Source organism: Pseudomonas sp. NPDC089392 (genome assembly GCF_044749595.1).
Classification (GTDB): Bacteria; Pseudomonadota; Gammaproteobacteria; order Pseudomonadales; family Pseudomonadaceae; genus Aquipseudomonas.
This window is the reverse complement of record NZ_JBIVIF010000020.1, coordinates 89,155-107,682: the sequence shown is the minus strand read 5'-3', so window position 1 is coordinate 107,682 and position 18,528 is coordinate 89,155. Positions and strand designations below refer to the sequence as shown.

Here is an 18,528-nt window from a genome sequence, read left to right as displayed (position 1 = left end):
AGCTGGACAACGGCCAGACCATTACCATCCCGGTGGGCGAGTCCTCGGCGTCGGTGCCATTCACCGCGCCGAACAACGTCTACAACACCAACCTGAACCTGACCAACAAGATCACTGACATCTCGGGTGGTAACTACGAGAAGACCGTGGCCGTGGGCGAGCCAGTAACCTCGGTTACTGACAACCCAGCCACGCCAGACGTGACGAGCCTGAGCCTCAGTGCCACCAGCACTGTCGCTGAAGGCGGCAAGATTACCTACACCGCTATCTTGACCAACAAGGCGGGCAGCGATCTGGTGATCAAGCTGAGCAACGGTGAGACGATCACCATTGCTGCCGGCTCGAAGGAAGCGTCGATCACCATCGACGCGCCAAGTGACGACGTGTACGTCGATGCTGAAGTCCTTCGCGTGAAAATCACCGAAGCATCGGGTGGCGACTTCGAGAAGCTCGACGTCAGCAGCGCGGCAGCCGTGACCAAGGTCACCGACACCATCGACACCACGACAGTGACCCTGACCGCCACGCAAAGCGTGGTCGAGGGCGGCGTAGTGACCTACACCGCCTCGGTCAACCACAAAGTCACCGGTTCGGATCTGGTGGTGAAGCTGGACAACGGCCAGACCATCACCATCCCGGTGGGCGAGTCGTCTGCTTCGGTACCGTTCACCGCACCGAACAACGTCTACAACACCAACCTGAACTTGACCAATAAGATCACCGACATCTCCGGTGGTAATTACGAGAAGACCGTGGCAGCTGGCGAGCCGGTGACCACCGTTACCGACAACCCAGCCACGCCAGACGTGACGAACCTGAGCCTCAGTGCCACCGGCACTGTCGCTGAAGGCGGCAAGATCACCTACACCGCCACCTTGACCAACAAGGCGGGCACTGATCTGGTGATCAAGCTCAGCAATGGCGAGACCATCACCGTTGTTGCCGGCTCGAAGGAAGCCTCTATCACCATCGACGCGCCGAGCGACGACGTGTACGTCGATGCCGGAGACTTGAGCGTGACCGTCACCAGCACCACCGGTGGCGACTTCGAAAAACTGAACGTCAGCAGCACAGCGGCCGTGACCAAGGTCACCGACACCATCGACACCACTACGGTCACCTTGACTGCCACACAAAGCGTGATCGAAGGCGGCGTGGTGACTTACACCGCGTCGGTCAATCACAAAGTCACCGGTTCCGACCTGGTGGTGAAGCTGGACAATGGCCAGACCATCACCATTCCAGTGGGCCAGTCGTCTGCTTCGGTACCGTTCACCGCACCGAACAACGTCTACAACACCAACCTGAACCTGACCAACAAGATCACTGAAATCTCCGGTGGCAACTACGAGAAAGTGGTCTCTACCGGAAGCCCTGTCACCGTCGTAACCGACGTCCCCGGAACAAAGGACGCTACTGCACTGAGCCTGACCGCGACCCCAACTGTCGACGAAGGCGGCAACATCACCTATACCGCCACCTTGACCAACAAGGCCGGCACCGAGATGAACGTCCAGTTAAGCAACGGCGAGACGATCACCATCGCCGCAGGTGCTACCCAAGGCAGCATCACCATCAAGGCACCTGGGGACGACCCGTACATCGATGCCGGCACGGTACAAGCCAAGATCAACGGCACCACGGGTGGCGACTTCGAGCTGTTGTCCACCGACGGCGCCTACGCGGTCACCCAGGTCAAGGACACCATTGACCCTACCGGCCTGAGCCTGCGCGCCACGCCAACCGTGGAAGAAGGTGGCCAGATCACCTATACCGCCACCTTGACCAACAAGGCCGGCACCGACATGACCATCAAGCTCAACAACGGCGCCGTCATCAGCATCGAAGCGGGCAAGCTCTCCGGTAGCGTTACCGTTCCGGCACCCACCGATGACGTCTATATCGACGCAGGCAACGTTTCGGCGAAGATCACCGAAACCAGCGGTGGCAACTTCGAGAAACTGAACGTCAGCGAAACAGCGGCAGTCACCGCGGTCACGGATACTATCCAGGCCACCACCTTGAGCATCAGCGGTAGCACTGCCGTCGCCGAAGGTGGCAACGCGACGTACGTCCTGAACCTGTCCAACAAGGCCCAGACCGACGTTACCGTCAAACTGACCTACACCGGCACTGCGACCAATGGTGTGGACTTCACCGGCGTGGCCACTGTGGTGATCAAGGCCAACGACACGCAGGCAACATTCATCATCCCGACCACCAAGGACAACGTCACCGAGGGCACCGAAAACTTCACCGTCAGGATCGATTCGGCCACTGGCGGCAACTTCGAGAAGCTCGACATCAGCAGCAGCGCTGGTAGCGTGACCACCCAGATCTTCGAGCCGGCTCCGGTTCTGGACCTGGATGGCAACGACTCCAGCGGCAAGACCGGTGCCGACTACCAGACCACCTTCACCGAGAACCAGCCGGGCAGCGGCGTGTCGATCGGCGATGTGGACGTCACCATCACCGACTTCGACAGTTCGAGGCTGACCGGTGCGACGGTCACCCTGACCAACCGCCAGCCGGGTGATGCGTTGAACCTGGGCAACAGTGTCAACGGTATCTCGATCAACGCCAACAGCACCGAAGGCAAGGTAGTGCTGACCCTGAGCGGCTCGGCAACGCTGGCCGACTATATCCAGGCGATCAAGAACATCACCTTCATCAATAGCAGCGAGAACCCGAGCACCACGCCGCGCGTCATTACCGTGACAGTAACCGACGGCGTGAACACCTCGAATACCGCTACTACCACGGTGAACGTCATCGCGGTCAACGACGCACCGGTCGCCACTGGCGGCGCCGTCAGCGGCGTCGAAGACACGCCACTGGTGCTGGTCTGGAACGACTTCAACGTTTCCGACGTCGACAACGCGCTGTCGAGCCTGGGTGTAACCTTCACCCAGCTGCCTGCGGGTTCCCTGCAGCTGTTCAATGGCACCGCCTGGGTCAACGTGGCCCAGAACCAGACCGTCAGCCAGGTCGACATCGCTGCCGGCAACCTGCGCTTCGTGCCGAAACTCAACGAGTCGGGTATCGACGGCTACGGCGGTAGCGGCATCGGCAACAAGCAGGCCGACTACGCCCAGATCAAGTACAAGCCTACCGACGGTATCGCTGCGGGCAACGAGGCCACGCTGAAGGTCGACATCGCGCCTGTGGCCGACAAGCCTGACCTGAACATCGGCAGCAACACCCCCGATTCGCTCGGCCTGACCCGAGAAACCTGGAACAGCCTCACTGGCTTGGGCACCAACGGCAACGGCATCAGCGGTGCTGCGCTGAAGACCGTGTTCGCCAACTCCGGCAGTGCCAGCAAGACCGAGCAGGTTACCAGCGTCGATTCGAGCAGTAGCGTTACCGCCGGTACTGGCTCAAAGACCTCCGGCCTGATCTACCTGGAAGCTGGCAAGACCTACACCTTCAGCGGCGTCGCCGATGACAGCCTGCAGGTCTACATCGGCAAAGACAGCGTGGTCGGCGCCACCTGGGGCGCGAACGGCACGATTTCCGGCAGCTATACGCCGTCTGTCAGCGGCTACTACACCTTGGAGATCTACCACGCCAACCAAGCCGGCCCGGGCAGCCTGGACATCAACGTCAAGATCGGTAACGGCCCGGTGACCGACCTGAACAGCTCGGCCATCCCGATGTACCCGAACGTGACTGCCATGGGCAACGCCGGGCTTTCCGTGTCCGACTTGCACGGCAGCGACGGCCAGGGCTATTACGACGGCTACAAGCTCAACGAAGGGCCGGAGAACGGCACCGTCAAGCTGGTCGGTATCTCGACCAACCTGACCGACACCGACGGCTCGGAAAGCCTGACCGTCAAGCTCGACGGGATTCCGGCAGGCTCGGTGCTCAGCGATGGCGCTGGTCATACCGTCACCGTCGGCGCTACCTCGGTCGATGTCACCGGCTGGAACCTCAACGGCCTGAGCATCAAGCCGCCTGCGTACTACCAAGGCCAGTTCGACGTGAAGGTCACCTCGACCGCCACCGAGAGCGTGGGCACCAGCAAGGCGACCAACGAAGGCACGATCAAGGTAACCGTCTATCCGGACACCTACACCACCGCCAACCTGTCCACCGACAGCGACACGTTCACCGGCACCGTCACCAGCGACATCATCGTTGCCGATATCAGTGGCCTACACGTGACGCCGGGTCAGGACTACAACATTGCGTTTATCGTCGATACCTCGGGCAGTATGGGCAATGCGGTCGATGCCGCGCGCAACTCGCTGAAGTCGGTGTTCGATACTTTGGCCAACAGTGTCAAGGGCGCACAATCCGGCACAGTGAACATCCTGCTGGTGGATTTCTCCTCCCAGGTGAACAGTACGATCTCTGTCAACCTGGGCGACAAGAACGCGCTGAGCAGCCTCTACAAAGCACTCAATGCGATGTACTCCGACGGGACGACCAACTACGAGGACGCCTTCAAGACTACCGCCAACTGGTTCCAGCAACTCAAGGATGCCGGTAACACCGGTAGCCGCCAGACGTTCTTCATCACTGACGGTCAGCCGAACAGGTTCATGAGCGGCGAGTACGACGCCGTCTTCAAAAACACCAGCACCACGCTGGATGCCGCGCTCAAATCGATCAACTACAAAATGGGCGACGTAGTCACCGACAAGTTGGTAGGTACCAACAACCGCTTCAGCATCGATGCCAAAGGCAACGTGACCTCCGAGTACAAGACCGGCAACAACAACTGGCGTAGCGACGGTGATGCTTCCGGGCAATTGCATGCCCAGGGTGACGGGACCTATGAGTTCTCTTACGTAGCCAGTTCCTACTATGACTACTACGTGGACCAGAACTCCCAACAGAGCTTCCTGTTGTTGTCCAAGCTGTCTGGCGTTGAGGCCATCGGCCTCAACAGCGCGGTCAATTTCAACGACCTGAAGCCTTACGACACCGATAGCAAGCCGCAGACCAATATCGACCCGAGCAAGCTGGCGGAAGCGATCCTGGGCCACAGCGAAGCTACCGTGCCGGGCAACGACACCGTCAACGGGGGCGATGGCAACGACATCATCTTCGGTGACCTGGTGACCTTCGGTTCGGTCGCCGGCAACGGCATCGAAGCCATTCAGGGCTATGTCGCAGGCCAGTTGGGGGTGGCACTGGGCGATGTTGATGGCCGCATGCTGCACAAGTACATCGCCGAGCACGTCAGCGAATTCGATGTCTCGCGCAGCAACGATGGCAACGACATCCTCAACGGCGGCAATGGCAATGACATCCTCTTCGGCCAGGGCGGCAACGACACCCTCGACGGCGGCAAGGGCAATGACATCCTGATCGGCGGCCTGGGCAAGGACACCCTGCTTGGCGGTGAAGGCAATGACATCCTGCTTGGCGGCAAGGGTGATGACACCATGACCGGCGGCAGCGGTGCCGACACCTTCGTGTGGAAGGCTGGCGATACCGGTAATGACGTGATCAAGGACTTCAAGGTGGCCGAGGGTGACCGTATCGACCTGAAGGACCTGCTTCAGGGCGAGAAAGGCAGCGCCATCGACAACTACCTGAAACTCACCACGGTGGACGGTACGACAACGCTGCAGGTCAGCAGCGAAGGCAAGCTCAATGCTGCGGGGGGCACCGCCAACGCCGACGTGACCATCAAGCTGGAAGGGGTGAACTGGTCCAACACCACGATCAATTCGTTGATCAGCGGTGCTGACCCAACCATCATCATCCACAACAAGGACAGCTGATGCGTTAGTGGGCTGTGCCTGACAGGCGCGGCCTTTGCCCGACTGGCGCGGTCCCCCTGTAGGAGCGGCCTTGTGTCGCGAAATGGCTGCAAAGCAGCCCCGGCGATTTCGGCGTTGATGCTGAAATCGTGGGGCCGCTTTGCGACCCTTTCGCGACACAAGGCCGCTCCTACAAGGGATCGCGTTAGCCTGGCAGTGGCCACTCCGGCCCTTTCCTGCCATCTTCCGGCAGCGCATACTCTGGCGTCGGGCCTGCGTGCCCGGCGATCTTTGCCTATGCTGCTGTCTACCTACCACCCAGGAACCAACGTGACGAGGGATACCGCCATGTTCTACGTGCAACGCGACGCCGCCGGCCAGCTGCTGCGGGTAGAAGCAGCTGCTTTTGACCATTACACCGAAATGCTCCCAGCCGACCATGCCGATATCCAGGAATGGTTTGCCGATGATGTGGTGGAAAACAGCCTCAACCAGCTCAAGCAAAGTGACCTGGACATGATCCGCGTGCTCGAGGACCTGATCGACGTACTGACCGCCAAAGGCGTGTTCAAGATCACTGACCTGCCCGCCGGCGCTCAGGCCAAGCTGCTCAACCGCTCCACAGCGCGTAAGGCGCTCAGCAGCCTGACCAATCTCATTGAGGAAGACGAGCAGGGCGGGCTGATCTGATCACGGGGCGGGCAAACCCCAGTGCTATGGTTATTCTTTAAAGATATTTAAATTATTGCTCTTATGACTTTATAGTCGCTTCCACTGCGTACCCGTCGACCAATCGATGCGCCGCACGACTTGAACCCACACGGGAAATCCCCGTGCGTTTCTGATCGTTGCGCGCCATTGAAGTCGCGCACTGCGTGGGAGTGAAAAATGTCAGCCGCCTCGAACGCCTTGTCGACCATCGACAGCGCCCAGCCGCAACTCTTCGAAATCCGCCCGTTCTCCGGTGCCACAGGCGCCGAGATCATCGGCCTGGACCTGGCCAAACCGGTCACCGCCGAGGATTTCACCCGTATTCATCGCGCCCACCTCGACCACCATGTACTGGTGTTCCGCGACCAGCGTATCAGCCCGCAACAGCAGATCGCCTTCAGCCGCCGCTTCGGCCAATTGCAGATCCACGTGCTCAAGCAGTTCCTGCTTACAGGCCACCCCGAGATCCTGATCGTTTCCAATATCATCGAAAACGGCCAGAACATCGGCCTGGGTGATGCCGGCAAGTTCTGGCACTCAGACCTGTCGTATAAAGAACTGCCCAGCCTTGGCTCCATGCTGCATGCCCAGGAACTGCCCAGCGAAGGCGGCGACACCCTGTTCGCCGACATGCACAAAGCCTGGGACGCCGTACCCGAAGCCTTGCGCAAAGTGGTCGAGAGCCGCAGTGCCGCTCACTCCTACACCGCCCGCTACGCCGAGACCAAGTTCGAAGGCAACTGGCGCCCGACACTGACCGCCGAGCAGTTGGCGCAGGTACAGGAAGTCATCCACCCGGTGGTGCGCACCCACCCGGAAAACGGCCGCAAGGCGTTGTTCGTCAGCGAAGGCTTCACCACCCGCATCGTCGGCCTGCCCGATGACGAAAGCCACGACGTGCTGCAACAGCTCTACGCCCTGAGCGTGCTGGAGCAGAACATCTACCGCCACCAATGGCAGCCCCACGACCTGGTGTTCTGGGACAACCGCTCGCTGATCCACCTGGCCACCGGCTGCCCCGCACACCTGCGGCGCAAGCTCTATCGCACCACCATCCAGGGCGATGCCCCGTTCTGACGACTGAGGAAACCCATCATGCGCAAATCCATCAGCCGCCTGGCGGCAAGCATTGGCCTGGGCGCAAGCCTGGTCGTTGGTAGCCTGGCTGCCCCCGCCGTGGCCCAGGCCGAAGGCAAGATCCGCATCGCCGAGCAGTTCGGCATCGTCTACCTGCTGCTGAACGTGGTGCGTGACCAGCACCTGATCGAAAAACACGGCAAGGAGCAGGGCATCGACATCGAAGTCGACTGGGCCCAGTTGTCGGGTGGTTCAGCCATCAACGACGCACTGCTGTCCGGCTCGGTCGACATCGCCGGTGCCGGTGTCGGCCCGCTGTTGACCGTGTGGGACCGCACCAAGGGCCGGCAGAACGTCAAGGCCGTGGCCTCGCTGGGCAACTTCCCGTACTACCTGGTCAGCAGCAACCCCAACGTGAAAACCATCGCCGATATCTCCGACAAGGACCGCATCGCCGTGCCGGCAGTAAGCGTTTCGGTGCAATCGCGCTTCCTGCAGTACGCCGCCGCCCAGCAGTGGGGCGACAAGGAATACAACCGCCTCGACAAATACACCCTGGCCGTGCCGCACCCGGACGCCACCGCCGCGCTGCTGGCCGGCGGCACCGAGCTGAACGGGCACTTCTCCAACCCGCCGTTCCAGGACCAGGTGCTGGCAAACAAGGATGTGCACGTAGTGCTCAACAGCTACGACCTGCTCGGCCCCAACTCGCCGACCTTGCTGTTCGCCACCGAGAAATTCCGCAAGGACAACCCCAAGACCTACAAAGCCTTCGTTGATGCCTTGGCCGAAGCCGCAGACTTCGCCCAGAAGGACAAGGCGGCCGCCGCCGATACCTATATCCGTGTGACCAAGGCCAAGATCGATCGCGACGCGTTGATCAAGCTGATCGACAACCCGCAGTACGAATTCACCGTCACGCCCAAGAACACCTACAAACTGGCCGACTTCCTGTATCGGGTAGGCGCCATCAAGCACAAGCCGGAATCGTGGAAGGACTATTTCTTCCAGGATGAACGCCCGCTGCAGGGGAGCTGACCGATCATGACCGCCCCATTGCCAGGCCACACGGCCAGCAACCTGAGCCGTGTCGCAACGCCACCTTTGCTCAAGGTGGAAAACTTGAGCCTCGAATACCGCACCGCGCAACGCGTGGTGCGGGCCACCCACCAGGTCAGCTTTGAAGTCGACCGTGCCGACCGTTTTGTGCTGCTCGGCCCCTCCGGCTGCGGCAAGTCCACCTTGCTCAAGGCCGTGGCGGGGTTCATCCAGCCGCAGGAAGGGCAGATTCTGCTGCAGGGCCAGCCGGTCCGCGGCCCTGGCCCGGACCGCATCGTGGTGTTCCAGGAGTTCGACCAGCTGCCACCGTGGAAGACGGTGAAGCAAAACGTCATGTTCCCGCTGCTGGTGTCTGGTCAGCTCAAGCGCGCCGAGGCCGAGGAACGGGCGCTGCATTACTTGGAAAAGGTCGGCCTGGCCGCCTTCGCCGATGCTTACCCGCACACCCTGTCGGGCGGTATGAAGGCACGCGTGGCGATTGCCCGGGCCTTGGCCACGCAGCCGAAGATCTTGCTGATGGACGAGCCGTTCGCTGCCCTGGACGCGCTGACCCGGCGCAAGATGCAGGAAGAACTGTTGCTGCTGTGGGAGGAGGTGCGCTTCACCCTGTTGTTCGTTACCCACTCCATCGAAGAGGCGCTGGTGGTCGGCAACCGCATCCTGCTGCTGTCGCCACACCCGGGGCGGGTGCGTGCTGAAGTGCACAGCCACCAGTACGACCTAGGCAGCCTGGGCGGCAGCGACTTCCAGGCCAGTGCCCGGCGTATCCATCGTTTGCTGTTCGATGAGGCGGATGTCCCCGAGCAGCCTGACGACCTTGGTTTCAACGATATCCGCATCGCTTACTGACAGGAGCATCAGCCATGACCACTACACCTGTACGCCAGGAATACGAGGTGCAGCTGCAGCCCCTGCTCAGTGTGCCTGTGGAACGCCAACTGCCATTGGCCCAGCGCTTGTGGCAACAAGGCTGGCTGCGCAAGGCGGTTATCTTGTTGGTGATCGCTGTGCTGTGGGAGGCCGTTGCCCGCTATCAGGGCAATGACCTGCTGTTACCGAGCTTCCTGCAAACCGCCGCAGCCCTGTGGGACGGCTTGCTCAGTGGTGAGCTGCCAGCCAAGGTCGGGGTTTCACTGGTGATTCTGCTCAAGGGTTACGTGCTGGGCATCGTCCTGGCTTTCGGCCTGACCAGCCTGGCGGTTTCGACCCAAGTGGGCCGGGACTTGTTGGGTACCTTGACCTCGATGTTCAACCCGTTGCCGGCGATTGCCCTGTTGCCGCTAGCCTTGCTGTGGTTCGGGCTGGGTGACAACAGCCTGATCTTCGTGCTGGTGCACTCGGTGCTATGGGCCTTGGCGCTGAACACCTATGCCGGTTTCCTCGGTGTGTCCGAGACCCTGCGCATGGCTGGCCGCAACTATGGCCTGAAAGGGCTGCGGCTGGTGTTGCACATCCTGGTGCCGGCGGCCTTGCCGTCGATTCTGTCGGGGTTGAAGATCGGCTGGGCGTTCGCCTGGCGCACCCTGATTGCCGCCGAGCTGGTATTTGGGGCCAGCAGTGGCAAGGGTGGGTTGGGCTGGTACATCTTCCAGAACCGTAACGAGCTGTATACCGACAAGGTGTTTGCCGGGTTGGCAGTGGTGATCCTGATCGGTTTGTTGGTTGAAGGGTTGGTATTCAATACCCTGGAGCGGTTGACCGTGCGGCGCTGGGGGATGCAGCGCTAGCGGGTAAACCTGTGCCGGCCTTTTCGCGGGTAAACCCGCTCCTACAGGTAATGCACCGCCCTCATGGCCGATGGAAATCCTGTGGGAGCGGGTTCACCCGCGAAGAGGCCGGTACAGGCTACAACTTCTGGTACTGAGCCGCCGCATTACTCAAAATCCTGCCAATCTCCTCGCGCAATCCGCCAGGCTGTTCCACCACCACCCCATCGCTATGGCTCAACAGCCACCAACGCAACGGCCAGCCATCGCTCACCGTGGCCCGCAACCGGTGCCCTTGCTCCAGCGCCGTCAGCTGCATGTCGCTGCTCAGCGGCGCTTCGCGCAACTGCCGCGCCAGTGCATCGCTGATCCGCGCCACCAGCTCCACGCCCTCACCCTGCGCCGGCTGCAACGCATCCCCACGCAGGTGCGTCAGCAAGTCGAAATTACCGCGCAACTCGCCCACGGCACTCGCCGACCAGTGCCAGCCAAACGGAATGCTCTTGTCATTGCGCTCCAGCGGAAATATCAGCGAAAGCTCATTAAGGTCGCGCTCGACGGTGCGTTTGCTGACCGTGAAACCCACGTCACGCAGGCGCCAGACCAGTTCGGCGCTAGTGATGCCTGGGGAACGGCTGGGCAGCTGGCGCAGCAGCGCCCACTGACGGCTGAGGGTGGCACGAGTGGTGGCGAACGGCAAAAGATAACGTCCTTGTCTAGGCTTGCCGCAATAGGATGGCGGCACACGCGGGGCATGGCAATTGGCCACAGCCAGCTCAGATCAAGGAAGTCGCATTTGGTTGCCTTGTGCCGAATCGTTCGCGACAGGTTTTGACGTGACGTCACGCAGAATCACGCCTCATCACAACCGAAGGTTGGGGTTGTGCGTCGTTCAATGAGGATGAACATGTCTGCTGCCAGCAATATCCATTCGCTGCTTGCCCGCCTTCTGCCCGAGCGGGTCATTGCCCCACCGGCCACTGTCGGGAGGCGACAGCGGCTGTATGCCGGGGTAGGGCAGCCTAGCCAGCGGTCATTGCTGGTCAGCCGCCTGGACGAAGCCAGCGACCTGCAGGCGGTGTATGGCGACCTGCGCCGCCAGGCCTTGCAAGGCAGCGTGGCGGCGCTCAACGACCTCGGCTGGATCTGGCTGAACGGCAAGTACTGGCGCGCCGACACCCTGCTGGCTGGCCATCTGCTGCGCATGGCGGCTCTGCAGGGCAATGCCGCCGCCTGGTTCAACCTCGGGCAGCAGCATTACTTTGGCAAGGGTATCGACCCTTCTTACGTGCAGGCGGCGGAGTGTTACCGGCAGGCCTTCGAGCGGGGCATGCTGCATGCCGCTGCGGCGCTGGGCGACCTGTATGAGGAGGAAGTGTGCGATGGCGACCTGGATTGGCAGGTCGACCTGGTGCAGGCCTACCACTGGTTCATGCGCGGGGCCGAGCGGGGCGAGGCGCGCTGCCGTTTTGAAGTGGGTTACCGGTTGATGCACGGGCTGTATGTGCAGGCCGACCTCAAGGCCGCGCTTTACTGGCTGGAGCTGGCGGCTGCGGCCGGGGTGGTGCAGGCGGCCGAGGAGCTGGCAGTGCATTTCAGCAGCCGGGACCGGGAACGGTACCAGGAGTGGCGGGACCGGGCGGTGCAGATGGGCAGTACATTGGCCTTGACCATGAAGTTGGAAGACCAGATACAGCCCTGAAATTTCTGTTGCCTGTGCCGGCCTCTTCGCGGGTGAACCCGCTCCCACAGGACCCGTGCATGGCTTGAATGTTGTCCATACCTGTGGGAGCGGGTTCACCCGCGAAGAGGCCGGCACAGGCAGGCAAAAAGCCCCAGCATGAACAACAATTCATTCATACCCCCCGTCACCCCCTGTTGACGACAGGGGGAGGCACAGGCGTATATTGATAGTTAGCAAACTATGAATATCCTTGGTTCCTTCCATGTCCCTTGATCTCCTGCGCCTGCAAGTCAGCAGCGGCATGGTGGTTGCCGCCCGCCATTGGCGGCGCATCTGCCACGTAGCTCTGACCAGCTATGGCATTTCCGAGGCCTGTGCCGCGCCGTTGCTGATGATCGTGCGCTTGGGCGACGGCGTGCACCAAGTGGCGGTGGCCCAGGCCGCCGGCCTGGAAAGCCCATCGCTGGTGCGCCTGCTCGACCAGCTGTGCAAGGCCGGCCTGGTCTGTCGCAGCGAAGACCCGCTGGATCGCCGCGCCAAGGCCCTGAGCCTGACTGCCGAAGGCCGTGCCCTGGCCGAAGCCATCGAAGCTGAGCTGGTACGCCTGCGTCGCGATGTGCTGCACGGCATCGACCAGGCCGACCTGGAAGCTGCCTTGCGCGTGCTGCGAGCCTTCGAAGCCGCTGGCCTGGGCAGTACAGGCGGGGTGGCATGAACGGCTTCTTCAGCTCGGTACCGCCGGCCCGCGACTGGTTCTACGGTGTGCGTACCTTCGCTGCCTCCATGATCGCCCTGTACATCGCCCTGCTCATGCAGCTGCCACGCCCTTACTGGGCCATGGCTACGGTGTACATCGTTTCCAGCCCGTTCGTCGGCCCGACCAGCTCCAAGGCCCTGTACCGCGCCGTAGGCACGCTTTTAGGTGCTGGCGGCGCGATTTTCCTGGTGCCGCCGCTGGTGCAGTCGCCGTTGCTGCTGAGCATCGCCATCGCCCTGTGGACCGGCACCTTGCTGTTCCTTTCGCTGAACCTGCGCACGGCCAACAACTACGTGCTGATGCTGGCCGGCTACACCTTGCCGATGATTGCCCTGGCGGTTGTGGATAACCCACTGGCGGTGTTCGACGTAGCGTCTTCCCGCGCCCAGGAAATCTGTCTGGGCATCGTCTGCGCGGCAGTGGTCGGGGCCATCTTCTGGCCGCGCCGGCTAGCGCCGGTGGTGGTCGGGGCCACCGGTAGCTGGTTCACCGAGGCGATTCGCTACAGTGACACCTACCTGGCCCGCGACGTCAGTGCCGACAAGGTCGGCGGCATGCGCGGGGCGATGGTTGCCACGTTCAACTCGCTGGAGCTGATGATCGGCCAGCTCGGCCACGAAGGCGCCGGCCCGCACACCTTGAAGAACGCCCGCGAGCTGCGCGGCCGCATGATCCACCTGCTGCCGGTGATCGACGCGCTCGACGACGCCCTGTTGGCCCTCGAAGGCCGCGCCCAGGCGCAGTTCGCCCAGTTGCAACCCTTGCTGGAAAGCGCCCGTGAATGGCTCAAGGGCACCGCCGACAGCGCTTCGGTTGCACGCTGGACCGCCCTGCACGAGCAGATCGAGCGTTTGCAGCCTGGCGCCGCTGCCCTCGACCAGCGCGCCGAGTTGTTGTTGTCCAACGCCCTGTATCGCCTGACCGAGTGGGCCGACCTGTGGCAGGACTGCTGCACCCTGCAACATGCCCTGCGCACCGACGACGCCAAACCCTGGCGCGCGGTGTACCGCCACTGGCGCCTGGGCCGCCTGACAGCGTTCTTCGACCGTGGCTTGATGCTGTATTCGGTGGCCTCCACGGTACTGGCTATCGTGGTCGCCTGCGGACTGTGGATCGGCCTGGGCTGGAACGACGGCGCCAGCGCGGTGATCCTCGCCGCCGTGTCGTGCAGCTTCTTTGCCGCCATGGACGACCCAGCGCCGCAGATCTACAAATTCTTCTTCTGGACGCTGATGTCGGTCATCTTCTCCAGCCTGTACCTGTTCCTGGTGCTGCCCAACCTGCACGACTTCCCGATGCTGGTGCTGGCCTTTGCCGTGCCGTTCATCTGCGTCGGCACCCTGACCGTGCAGCCGCGCTTCTACCTGGGTACCTTGCTGACCATCGTCAACACCTCGACCTTCATCAGCATCCAGGGCGCCTACGACGCCGACTTCTTCACCTTCCTCAACTCCAACCTGGCCGGCCCGGTTGGGCTGCTGTTCGCCTTTATCTGGACCCTGGTGATGCGCCCGTTCGGCGTGGAGCTGGCGGCCAAGCGCATGACCCGCTTCGCTTGGCGCGACATCGTCGAAATGACCGAGCCGGCAACCCTGGCCGAGCACCGCCAGGTCGGCGTGCAGATGCTCGACCGCCTGATGCAGCACCTGCCGCGGCTGTCGCAAACCGGCCAGGACAGCGGCGTGGCACTGCGCGACCTGCGCGTCGGGCTGAACCTGCTCGACCTGCTGGCGTACATGCCGCGTGCCGGCCAGCAGGCCCGCGAGCGCCTGAACACAGTGATCGAGGAAGTCGGCGCGCACTACGCCGCCTGCCTGCGTGCCGGTGAGCGTCTGCATGCCCCGGCCGCACTGCTGCGCAACATGGAGCGTGCGCGGCTGGCGCTGAACCTGGATGAACTGTACGAGCGCGGCGACGCCCGCACCCACCTGCTGCATGCCCTGAGCGGCCTGCGCCTGGCGCTGTTGCCGGGGGTGGAGGTGATGCTCGAACCCACCGAACAACCACAACTGCCCCCCGGCCTCGACGGAGCGCCCCTGTGATTGGTGAACTGGATATCAGCGGGGTGTTCCTGCCCACGCTGCTGGTGATGATGTTTGGCACCTACCTGCTGTTCCTGGGGGTGCACGCGGTGCTGGTGCGCCTGCATTTCTACCGCCTGGTCTGGCACCGGGCGTTGTTCAACGTTGCCCTGTATGCCGTGCTGCTTGGCGCGGTGGACCACTTTTGCCGAAACCTGATGCTGCCATGAAAAAACCTTTGCTGACCCTGGGCCGTGTGGTCCTGACCTTGCTGGTAGTGACCTTCGCCGCCGTGCTCGTGTGGCAGATGGTGGTCTACTACATGTTTGCCCCCTGGACCCGTGACGGCCACATCCGCGCCGACGTGATCCAGATCGCCCCGGATGTGTCCGGGCTGATCCAGAAGGTCGAAGTGCGCGACAACCAGACTGTCAAGCGCGGCGACGTGCTGTTCACCATCGACCAGGACCGCTTCACCCTGGCCCTGCGCCAGGCCAAGGCCACCCTTGGCGAGCGCCAGGAAACCCTGGCCCAGGCCTCCCGCGAAGCGCAGCGCAACCGCAAGCTGGGCAACCTGGTGGCTGCTGAGCAGCTGGAAGAAAGCCAGTCCCGCGAGGCCCGCGCCCGCTCGGCCGTCAGCGAGGCGCAGGTGGCGGTCGATACCGCCCAGCTCAACCTCGACCGCTCGGTGGTACGCAGCCCGGTGGACGGCTACCTCAACGACCGCGCGCCGCGTAACCACGAATTCGTCACCGCCGGCCGCCCGGTGCTGTCGGTGGTCGACAGCGCTTCGTACCACGTTGATGGTTACTTCGAAGAAACCAAGCTTGGCGGCATCCACATTGGCGATGCCGTGGATATCCGCGTGATGGGCGACAACACCCGCCTGCGCGGCCATGTGCAAAGCTTTGCCGCCGGTATCGAAGACCGCGACCGCAGCAGCGGCGCCAACCTGCTGCCCAACGTCAACCCGGCGTTCAGCTGGGTACGCTTGGCCCAGCGTATTCCGGTGCGCATCGCCTTCGACGAAGTACCTGAGGACTTCCGCATGATCGCCGGGCGTACTGCCACGGTGTCGATCATCGAGGGCCAGCGCCCATGAAACAGCTGATCCTGGCCGGCCTGTGCCTGTCGCTGGGTGCCTGCATGATGGTCGGCCCCGACTATGAGGTGCCGAAGGACGCGGCGGTGCAACGCAGCGACCTCAACGGCCCGCTGCGCCAGGATGCCGACAGCGTGGTCTCGGCGCCGGTGCCCGAGGACTGGTGGCAGTTGTATCAGGATCAACGGCTGAACGAACTGGTGCGCCAGGCCCTGAGTGCCAACACCGAGCTACGCGTGGCCGCCGCCAACATTGCCAAGGCTCGCGCCCAGGTCGAAGTGGCTGAATCGCAGGGTGGCTTCAACGGTGGCGTCAAACTCGGTGCCCAGCGCCTGCAAGAAGCTGGTCAGGCATTCCTGCTACCCGAGAAGGTGCCAGTGGCCAACATTGGTGAAGCCATCATCAGCGCTTCTTACCAGTTCGACCTGTGGGGCACCTTCAAGCGCGGCACCGAGGCCGCCAAAGCCAATGCCGACGCTGTACAGGCTGCGGCCGACACTGCCCGCATCACCCTGGTGGCGGACGTGGTCAAGGCTTACACCCAAGTGTGCTCGGCCAACGAGGAATACCACATCGCCCGCGAGTCGCTCGACTTGCAGGAGCAGAGCGTGAAGCTCAACCAACGCCTGCGTGATGCCGGCCGCGGTGATGAAACCCAGGTCACCCGTTCGCAGACCCAGTTCAAATCGTTGCGTGCCGAACTGCCACGCTTCAAGGCAGAGCGTGAAACCGGCATGTACACCCTGGCTGCGTTGCTGGCCAAGCCAGTTGACCAGCTGCCTGCTGGCACCGCTGATTGTGCCGAATTGCCGCACTTGAGCCAGCTGGTTCCGGTAGGCGACGGTGCGGCCTTGCTCAAGCGCCGCCCGGACGTGCGCCAGGCCGAGCGCCAGTTGGCGGCAGCCACTGCCTACATAGGTGTAGCGACCGGCGCGCTGTACCCGGATATCAGCATCGGTGCCCAGGTGGGTACCATCGGCATCCTCGATGACCTTGGCGATCCGTCGACCAACCGCTGGGGCTTCGGCCCGCAGGTAAGCTGGAGCATCCCCACCAATGGCACCCGTGCGCGGATTCGCATGGCCGAGGCCTCGACCCAGGCTGCGCTGGCGAATTTCGATGGGGTGGTGCTGAACGCTATTCGTGAAACCCAGACCCGCCTGGCGCAGTACAGTGCTCTGCTGGATCGGCGCGATGCGTTGGCCGAGGCGGAGAAATCGGCAAAGGAAGCGGCGGATCAGACGCACCGCTATTACCAGGCAGGGCGTGAATCGTTCCTGGCAGATTTGCAGGCGACGCGGACCTATACCGACATGCGTGCGCAGCTGGCGGCGGCCAATAGCCAGGTGGCGTTGGGGCAGGTTGGCGTGTTCCTGGCGTTGGGTGGGGGGTGGAAGGATTCGGCTAGGCATTGAGGTAGAGCTGCCATGTGCCTGTCTTAAGTTCTTCAGCGCTTATGAGATCGAGCGCCGCCCGCGCGGCGCTTCGCGGCACAAGGCCGCTCCCACATCTGTTTCGGGCCAATTATTCCTGTGCCTTTGGCGCGCGCACCCTGGGTGCATGGCTTGAGATTGATGAAGAGCAGTGGCGCAGCCGATATCGAATGGAACAAACAAGGCGGGCAGAGGTGATCTCACAGGATTGACTGGCCCGAAACAGACTGTGGGAGCGGGCTTGCCCCGCGAAGCGCCGCGCGGGCGGCGCTCGATCTCATAAGCGCTGAAGGACTTAAGACAGGCACCTCGCAGCCCCTACGCAATTCCCTTGCGTTCGTAAGACATTTCCGAACCTGAAACCAAATGCTTCAGTTCTAGCTCTCTGTCGAATTATCCTACAGCACCTGTCGGATGGTGCTGTCTTGGCTGGGAAGTGTTCCCAGACTACTGTCGTGGGGTCGCCTCGCAAGGCGATCGGGATTGAGACCCCCGGTACTCACAGAACGCACCGCTTAATGGTGGTCGTGCGCGGGCAGGCTTTCGCCTGGTCGGGTTTTCCTGTGAGCCCGGGTCTCATCCCTCGCACGACTGCCACCCAATTCCGTGAGACGAAGAGGATTGCAGTTCATAGATCATTCACTAGGAATGCGATCATGAAAAAACTCATCCCCGACCCACCTGTTACCGATCTGCTTCTGCTCGACCCTCCCGCGCTTTCACTAATCGAGCCACTTAGCCCCAAAGACTGCGAAGAGCTGATCAGCGCCCTCACTCTGACGATCGACCACACCACCACAGCCCTGCTCGACAACCCTCCCGGTGACATGCGCAATGCCATGGGCATGAATATTCGTTTGCTCTGCCGCCTGATCAATGCCGTGTGTGATCACACACATGCAACCCACCACGATCAAGGAGCGACCCGATGAGCAATGATCCAAGAGATTCTGCAACCGCAGGGGTGGAAACCTTCGACCTGTTCCGCCTGCAGCCCAATGTGCCGTTCAGCCATGCCTTTTCGCAGTTGTCGGTATTACTCGGTTGTATCCGCCACCTCACCACCGAGGCGGAAATGGAAAACGACCGTATTGCCGGTAGCGCGGCGCGGATACTCAGTGAGATGGCTAAGGCGCTGATCGATGATATGGAGCGAGGAATGAGCAAGGTTTTTCAATAGCCTTCAAACACCGAGGGCCGCTGTGGGAGCGGGTTTACCCGCGAATGCGGTGGCGGCTGCAACGGTGAATGGCCATGG

General features: G+C 62.2%; 15 protein-coding genes. 14 read left to right on the top strand and 1 reads right to left on the bottom strand.

Going from position 1 to position 18,528, the window contains the following annotated elements; all coding sequences use genetic code 11:
- The 6 genes from ACIP1G_RS18085 to ACIP1G_RS18060 form a co-directional block, all read left to right on the top strand.
- Nucleotides 1–5,741 (top strand): immunoglobulin-like domain-containing protein (locus ACIP1G_RS18085; protein WP_400739471.1); only part of this gene is annotated, 5,741 nt, incomplete at its 5' end.
- A gap of 327 nt (nucleotides 5,742–6,068) precedes the next feature.
- Nucleotides 6,069–6,410 carry a tryptophan synthase subunit beta gene (locus ACIP1G_RS18080; protein WP_400739477.1) on the top strand — a complete coding sequence of 114 codons (342 nt, stop codon included), beginning with the start codon at nucleotides 6,069–6,071 and terminating at the stop codon, nucleotides 6,408–6,410.
- 198 nt (nucleotides 6,411–6,608) lie between these two features.
- Nucleotides 6,609–7,508: a TauD/TfdA dioxygenase family protein gene (locus ACIP1G_RS18075; protein ID WP_400739469.1), complete on the top strand. Its 900-nt coding sequence runs from the start codon at nucleotides 6,609–6,611 to the stop codon at nucleotides 7,506–7,508.
- An 18-nt stretch (nucleotides 7,509–7,526) separates the two neighbouring features.
- Complete coding sequence (locus ACIP1G_RS18070) at nucleotides 7,527–8,546, top strand: ABC transporter substrate-binding protein (RefSeq protein ID WP_400739466.1); 1,020 nt, start codon at nucleotides 7,527–7,529, stop codon at nucleotides 8,544–8,546.
- A gap of 6 nt (nucleotides 8,547–8,552) precedes the next feature.
- A complete protein-coding gene (locus tag ACIP1G_RS18065; RefSeq protein WP_400739463.1) occupies nucleotides 8,553–9,416 on the top strand; it encodes an ABC transporter ATP-binding protein in 864 nt (287 codons plus the stop codon).
- 14 nt (nucleotides 9,417–9,430) lie between these two features.
- Nucleotides 9,431–10,294 carry an ABC transporter permease gene (locus tag ACIP1G_RS18060; RefSeq protein ID WP_400739460.1) on the top strand — a complete coding sequence of 288 codons (864 nt, stop codon included), beginning with the start codon at nucleotides 9,431–9,433 and terminating at the stop codon, nucleotides 10,292–10,294.
- 118 nt (nucleotides 10,295–10,412) lie between these two features.
- Here ACIP1G_RS18060 and ACIP1G_RS18055 read toward each other — a convergent pair whose 3' ends face one another.
- Nucleotides 10,413–10,973, bottom strand: a complete 561-nt coding sequence (locus tag ACIP1G_RS18055) for a WYL domain-containing protein (protein WP_400739458.1) — start codon at nucleotides 10,971–10,973, stop codon at nucleotides 10,413–10,415.
- 207 nt (nucleotides 10,974–11,180) lie between these two features.
- Here ACIP1G_RS18055 and ACIP1G_RS18050 point away from each other — a divergent pair, with 207 nt between their 5' ends.
- The 8 genes from ACIP1G_RS18050 (at nucleotide 11,181) to ACIP1G_RS18015 (ending at nucleotide 18,450) form a co-directional block, all read left to right on the top strand.
- Complete coding sequence (locus tag ACIP1G_RS18050; RefSeq protein ID WP_400739455.1) at nucleotides 11,181–11,975, top strand: tetratricopeptide repeat protein; 795 nt, start codon at nucleotides 11,181–11,183, stop codon at nucleotides 11,973–11,975.
- A gap of 244 nt (nucleotides 11,976–12,219) precedes the next feature.
- Entirely contained in the window at nucleotides 12,220–12,672 is a 453-nt protein-coding gene (locus tag ACIP1G_RS18045) for a MarR family winged helix-turn-helix transcriptional regulator (protein WP_400739452.1), read from the top strand.
- Nucleotides 12,669–14,756 carry an FUSC family protein gene (locus ACIP1G_RS18040; RefSeq protein ID WP_400739449.1) on the top strand — a complete coding sequence of 696 codons (2,088 nt, stop codon included), beginning with the start codon at nucleotides 12,669–12,671 and terminating at the stop codon, nucleotides 14,754–14,756. The genes ACIP1G_RS18045 and ACIP1G_RS18040 overlap by 4 nt, the downstream gene beginning before the upstream one ends.
- The gene (locus ACIP1G_RS18035; protein WP_003255905.1) at nucleotides 14,753–14,965 is read left to right on the top strand and encodes a DUF1656 domain-containing protein; all 213 of its coding nucleotides are present in this window, start codon (nucleotides 14,753–14,755) and stop codon (nucleotides 14,963–14,965) included. The genes ACIP1G_RS18040 and ACIP1G_RS18035 overlap by 4 nt, the downstream gene beginning before the upstream one ends.
- Nucleotides 14,962–15,837, top strand: a complete 876-nt coding sequence (locus ACIP1G_RS18030) for an HlyD family secretion protein (protein ID WP_300027353.1) — start codon at nucleotides 14,962–14,964, stop codon at nucleotides 15,835–15,837. Before ACIP1G_RS18035 ends, ACIP1G_RS18030 begins: the two co-directional genes overlap by 4 nt.
- Nucleotides 15,834–17,252, top strand: a complete 1,419-nt coding sequence (locus ACIP1G_RS18025; protein ID WP_400739447.1) for an efflux transporter outer membrane subunit — start codon at nucleotides 15,834–15,836, stop codon at nucleotides 17,250–17,252. Before ACIP1G_RS18030 ends, ACIP1G_RS18025 begins: the two co-directional genes overlap by 4 nt.
- A gap of 674 nt (nucleotides 17,253–17,926) precedes the next feature.
- The gene (locus ACIP1G_RS18020; protein ID WP_400739445.1) at nucleotides 17,927–18,202 is read left to right on the top strand and encodes a hypothetical protein; all 276 of its coding nucleotides are present in this window, start codon (nucleotides 17,927–17,929) and stop codon (nucleotides 18,200–18,202) included.
- On the top strand, nucleotides 18,199–18,450 hold the full coding sequence (locus ACIP1G_RS18015; RefSeq protein ID WP_400739443.1) for a DUF3077 domain-containing protein: 252 nt from the start codon (nucleotides 18,199–18,201) through the stop codon (nucleotides 18,448–18,450). Before ACIP1G_RS18020 ends, ACIP1G_RS18015 begins: the two co-directional genes overlap by 4 nt.
- Nucleotides 18,451–18,528 lie beyond the last annotated feature (78 nt).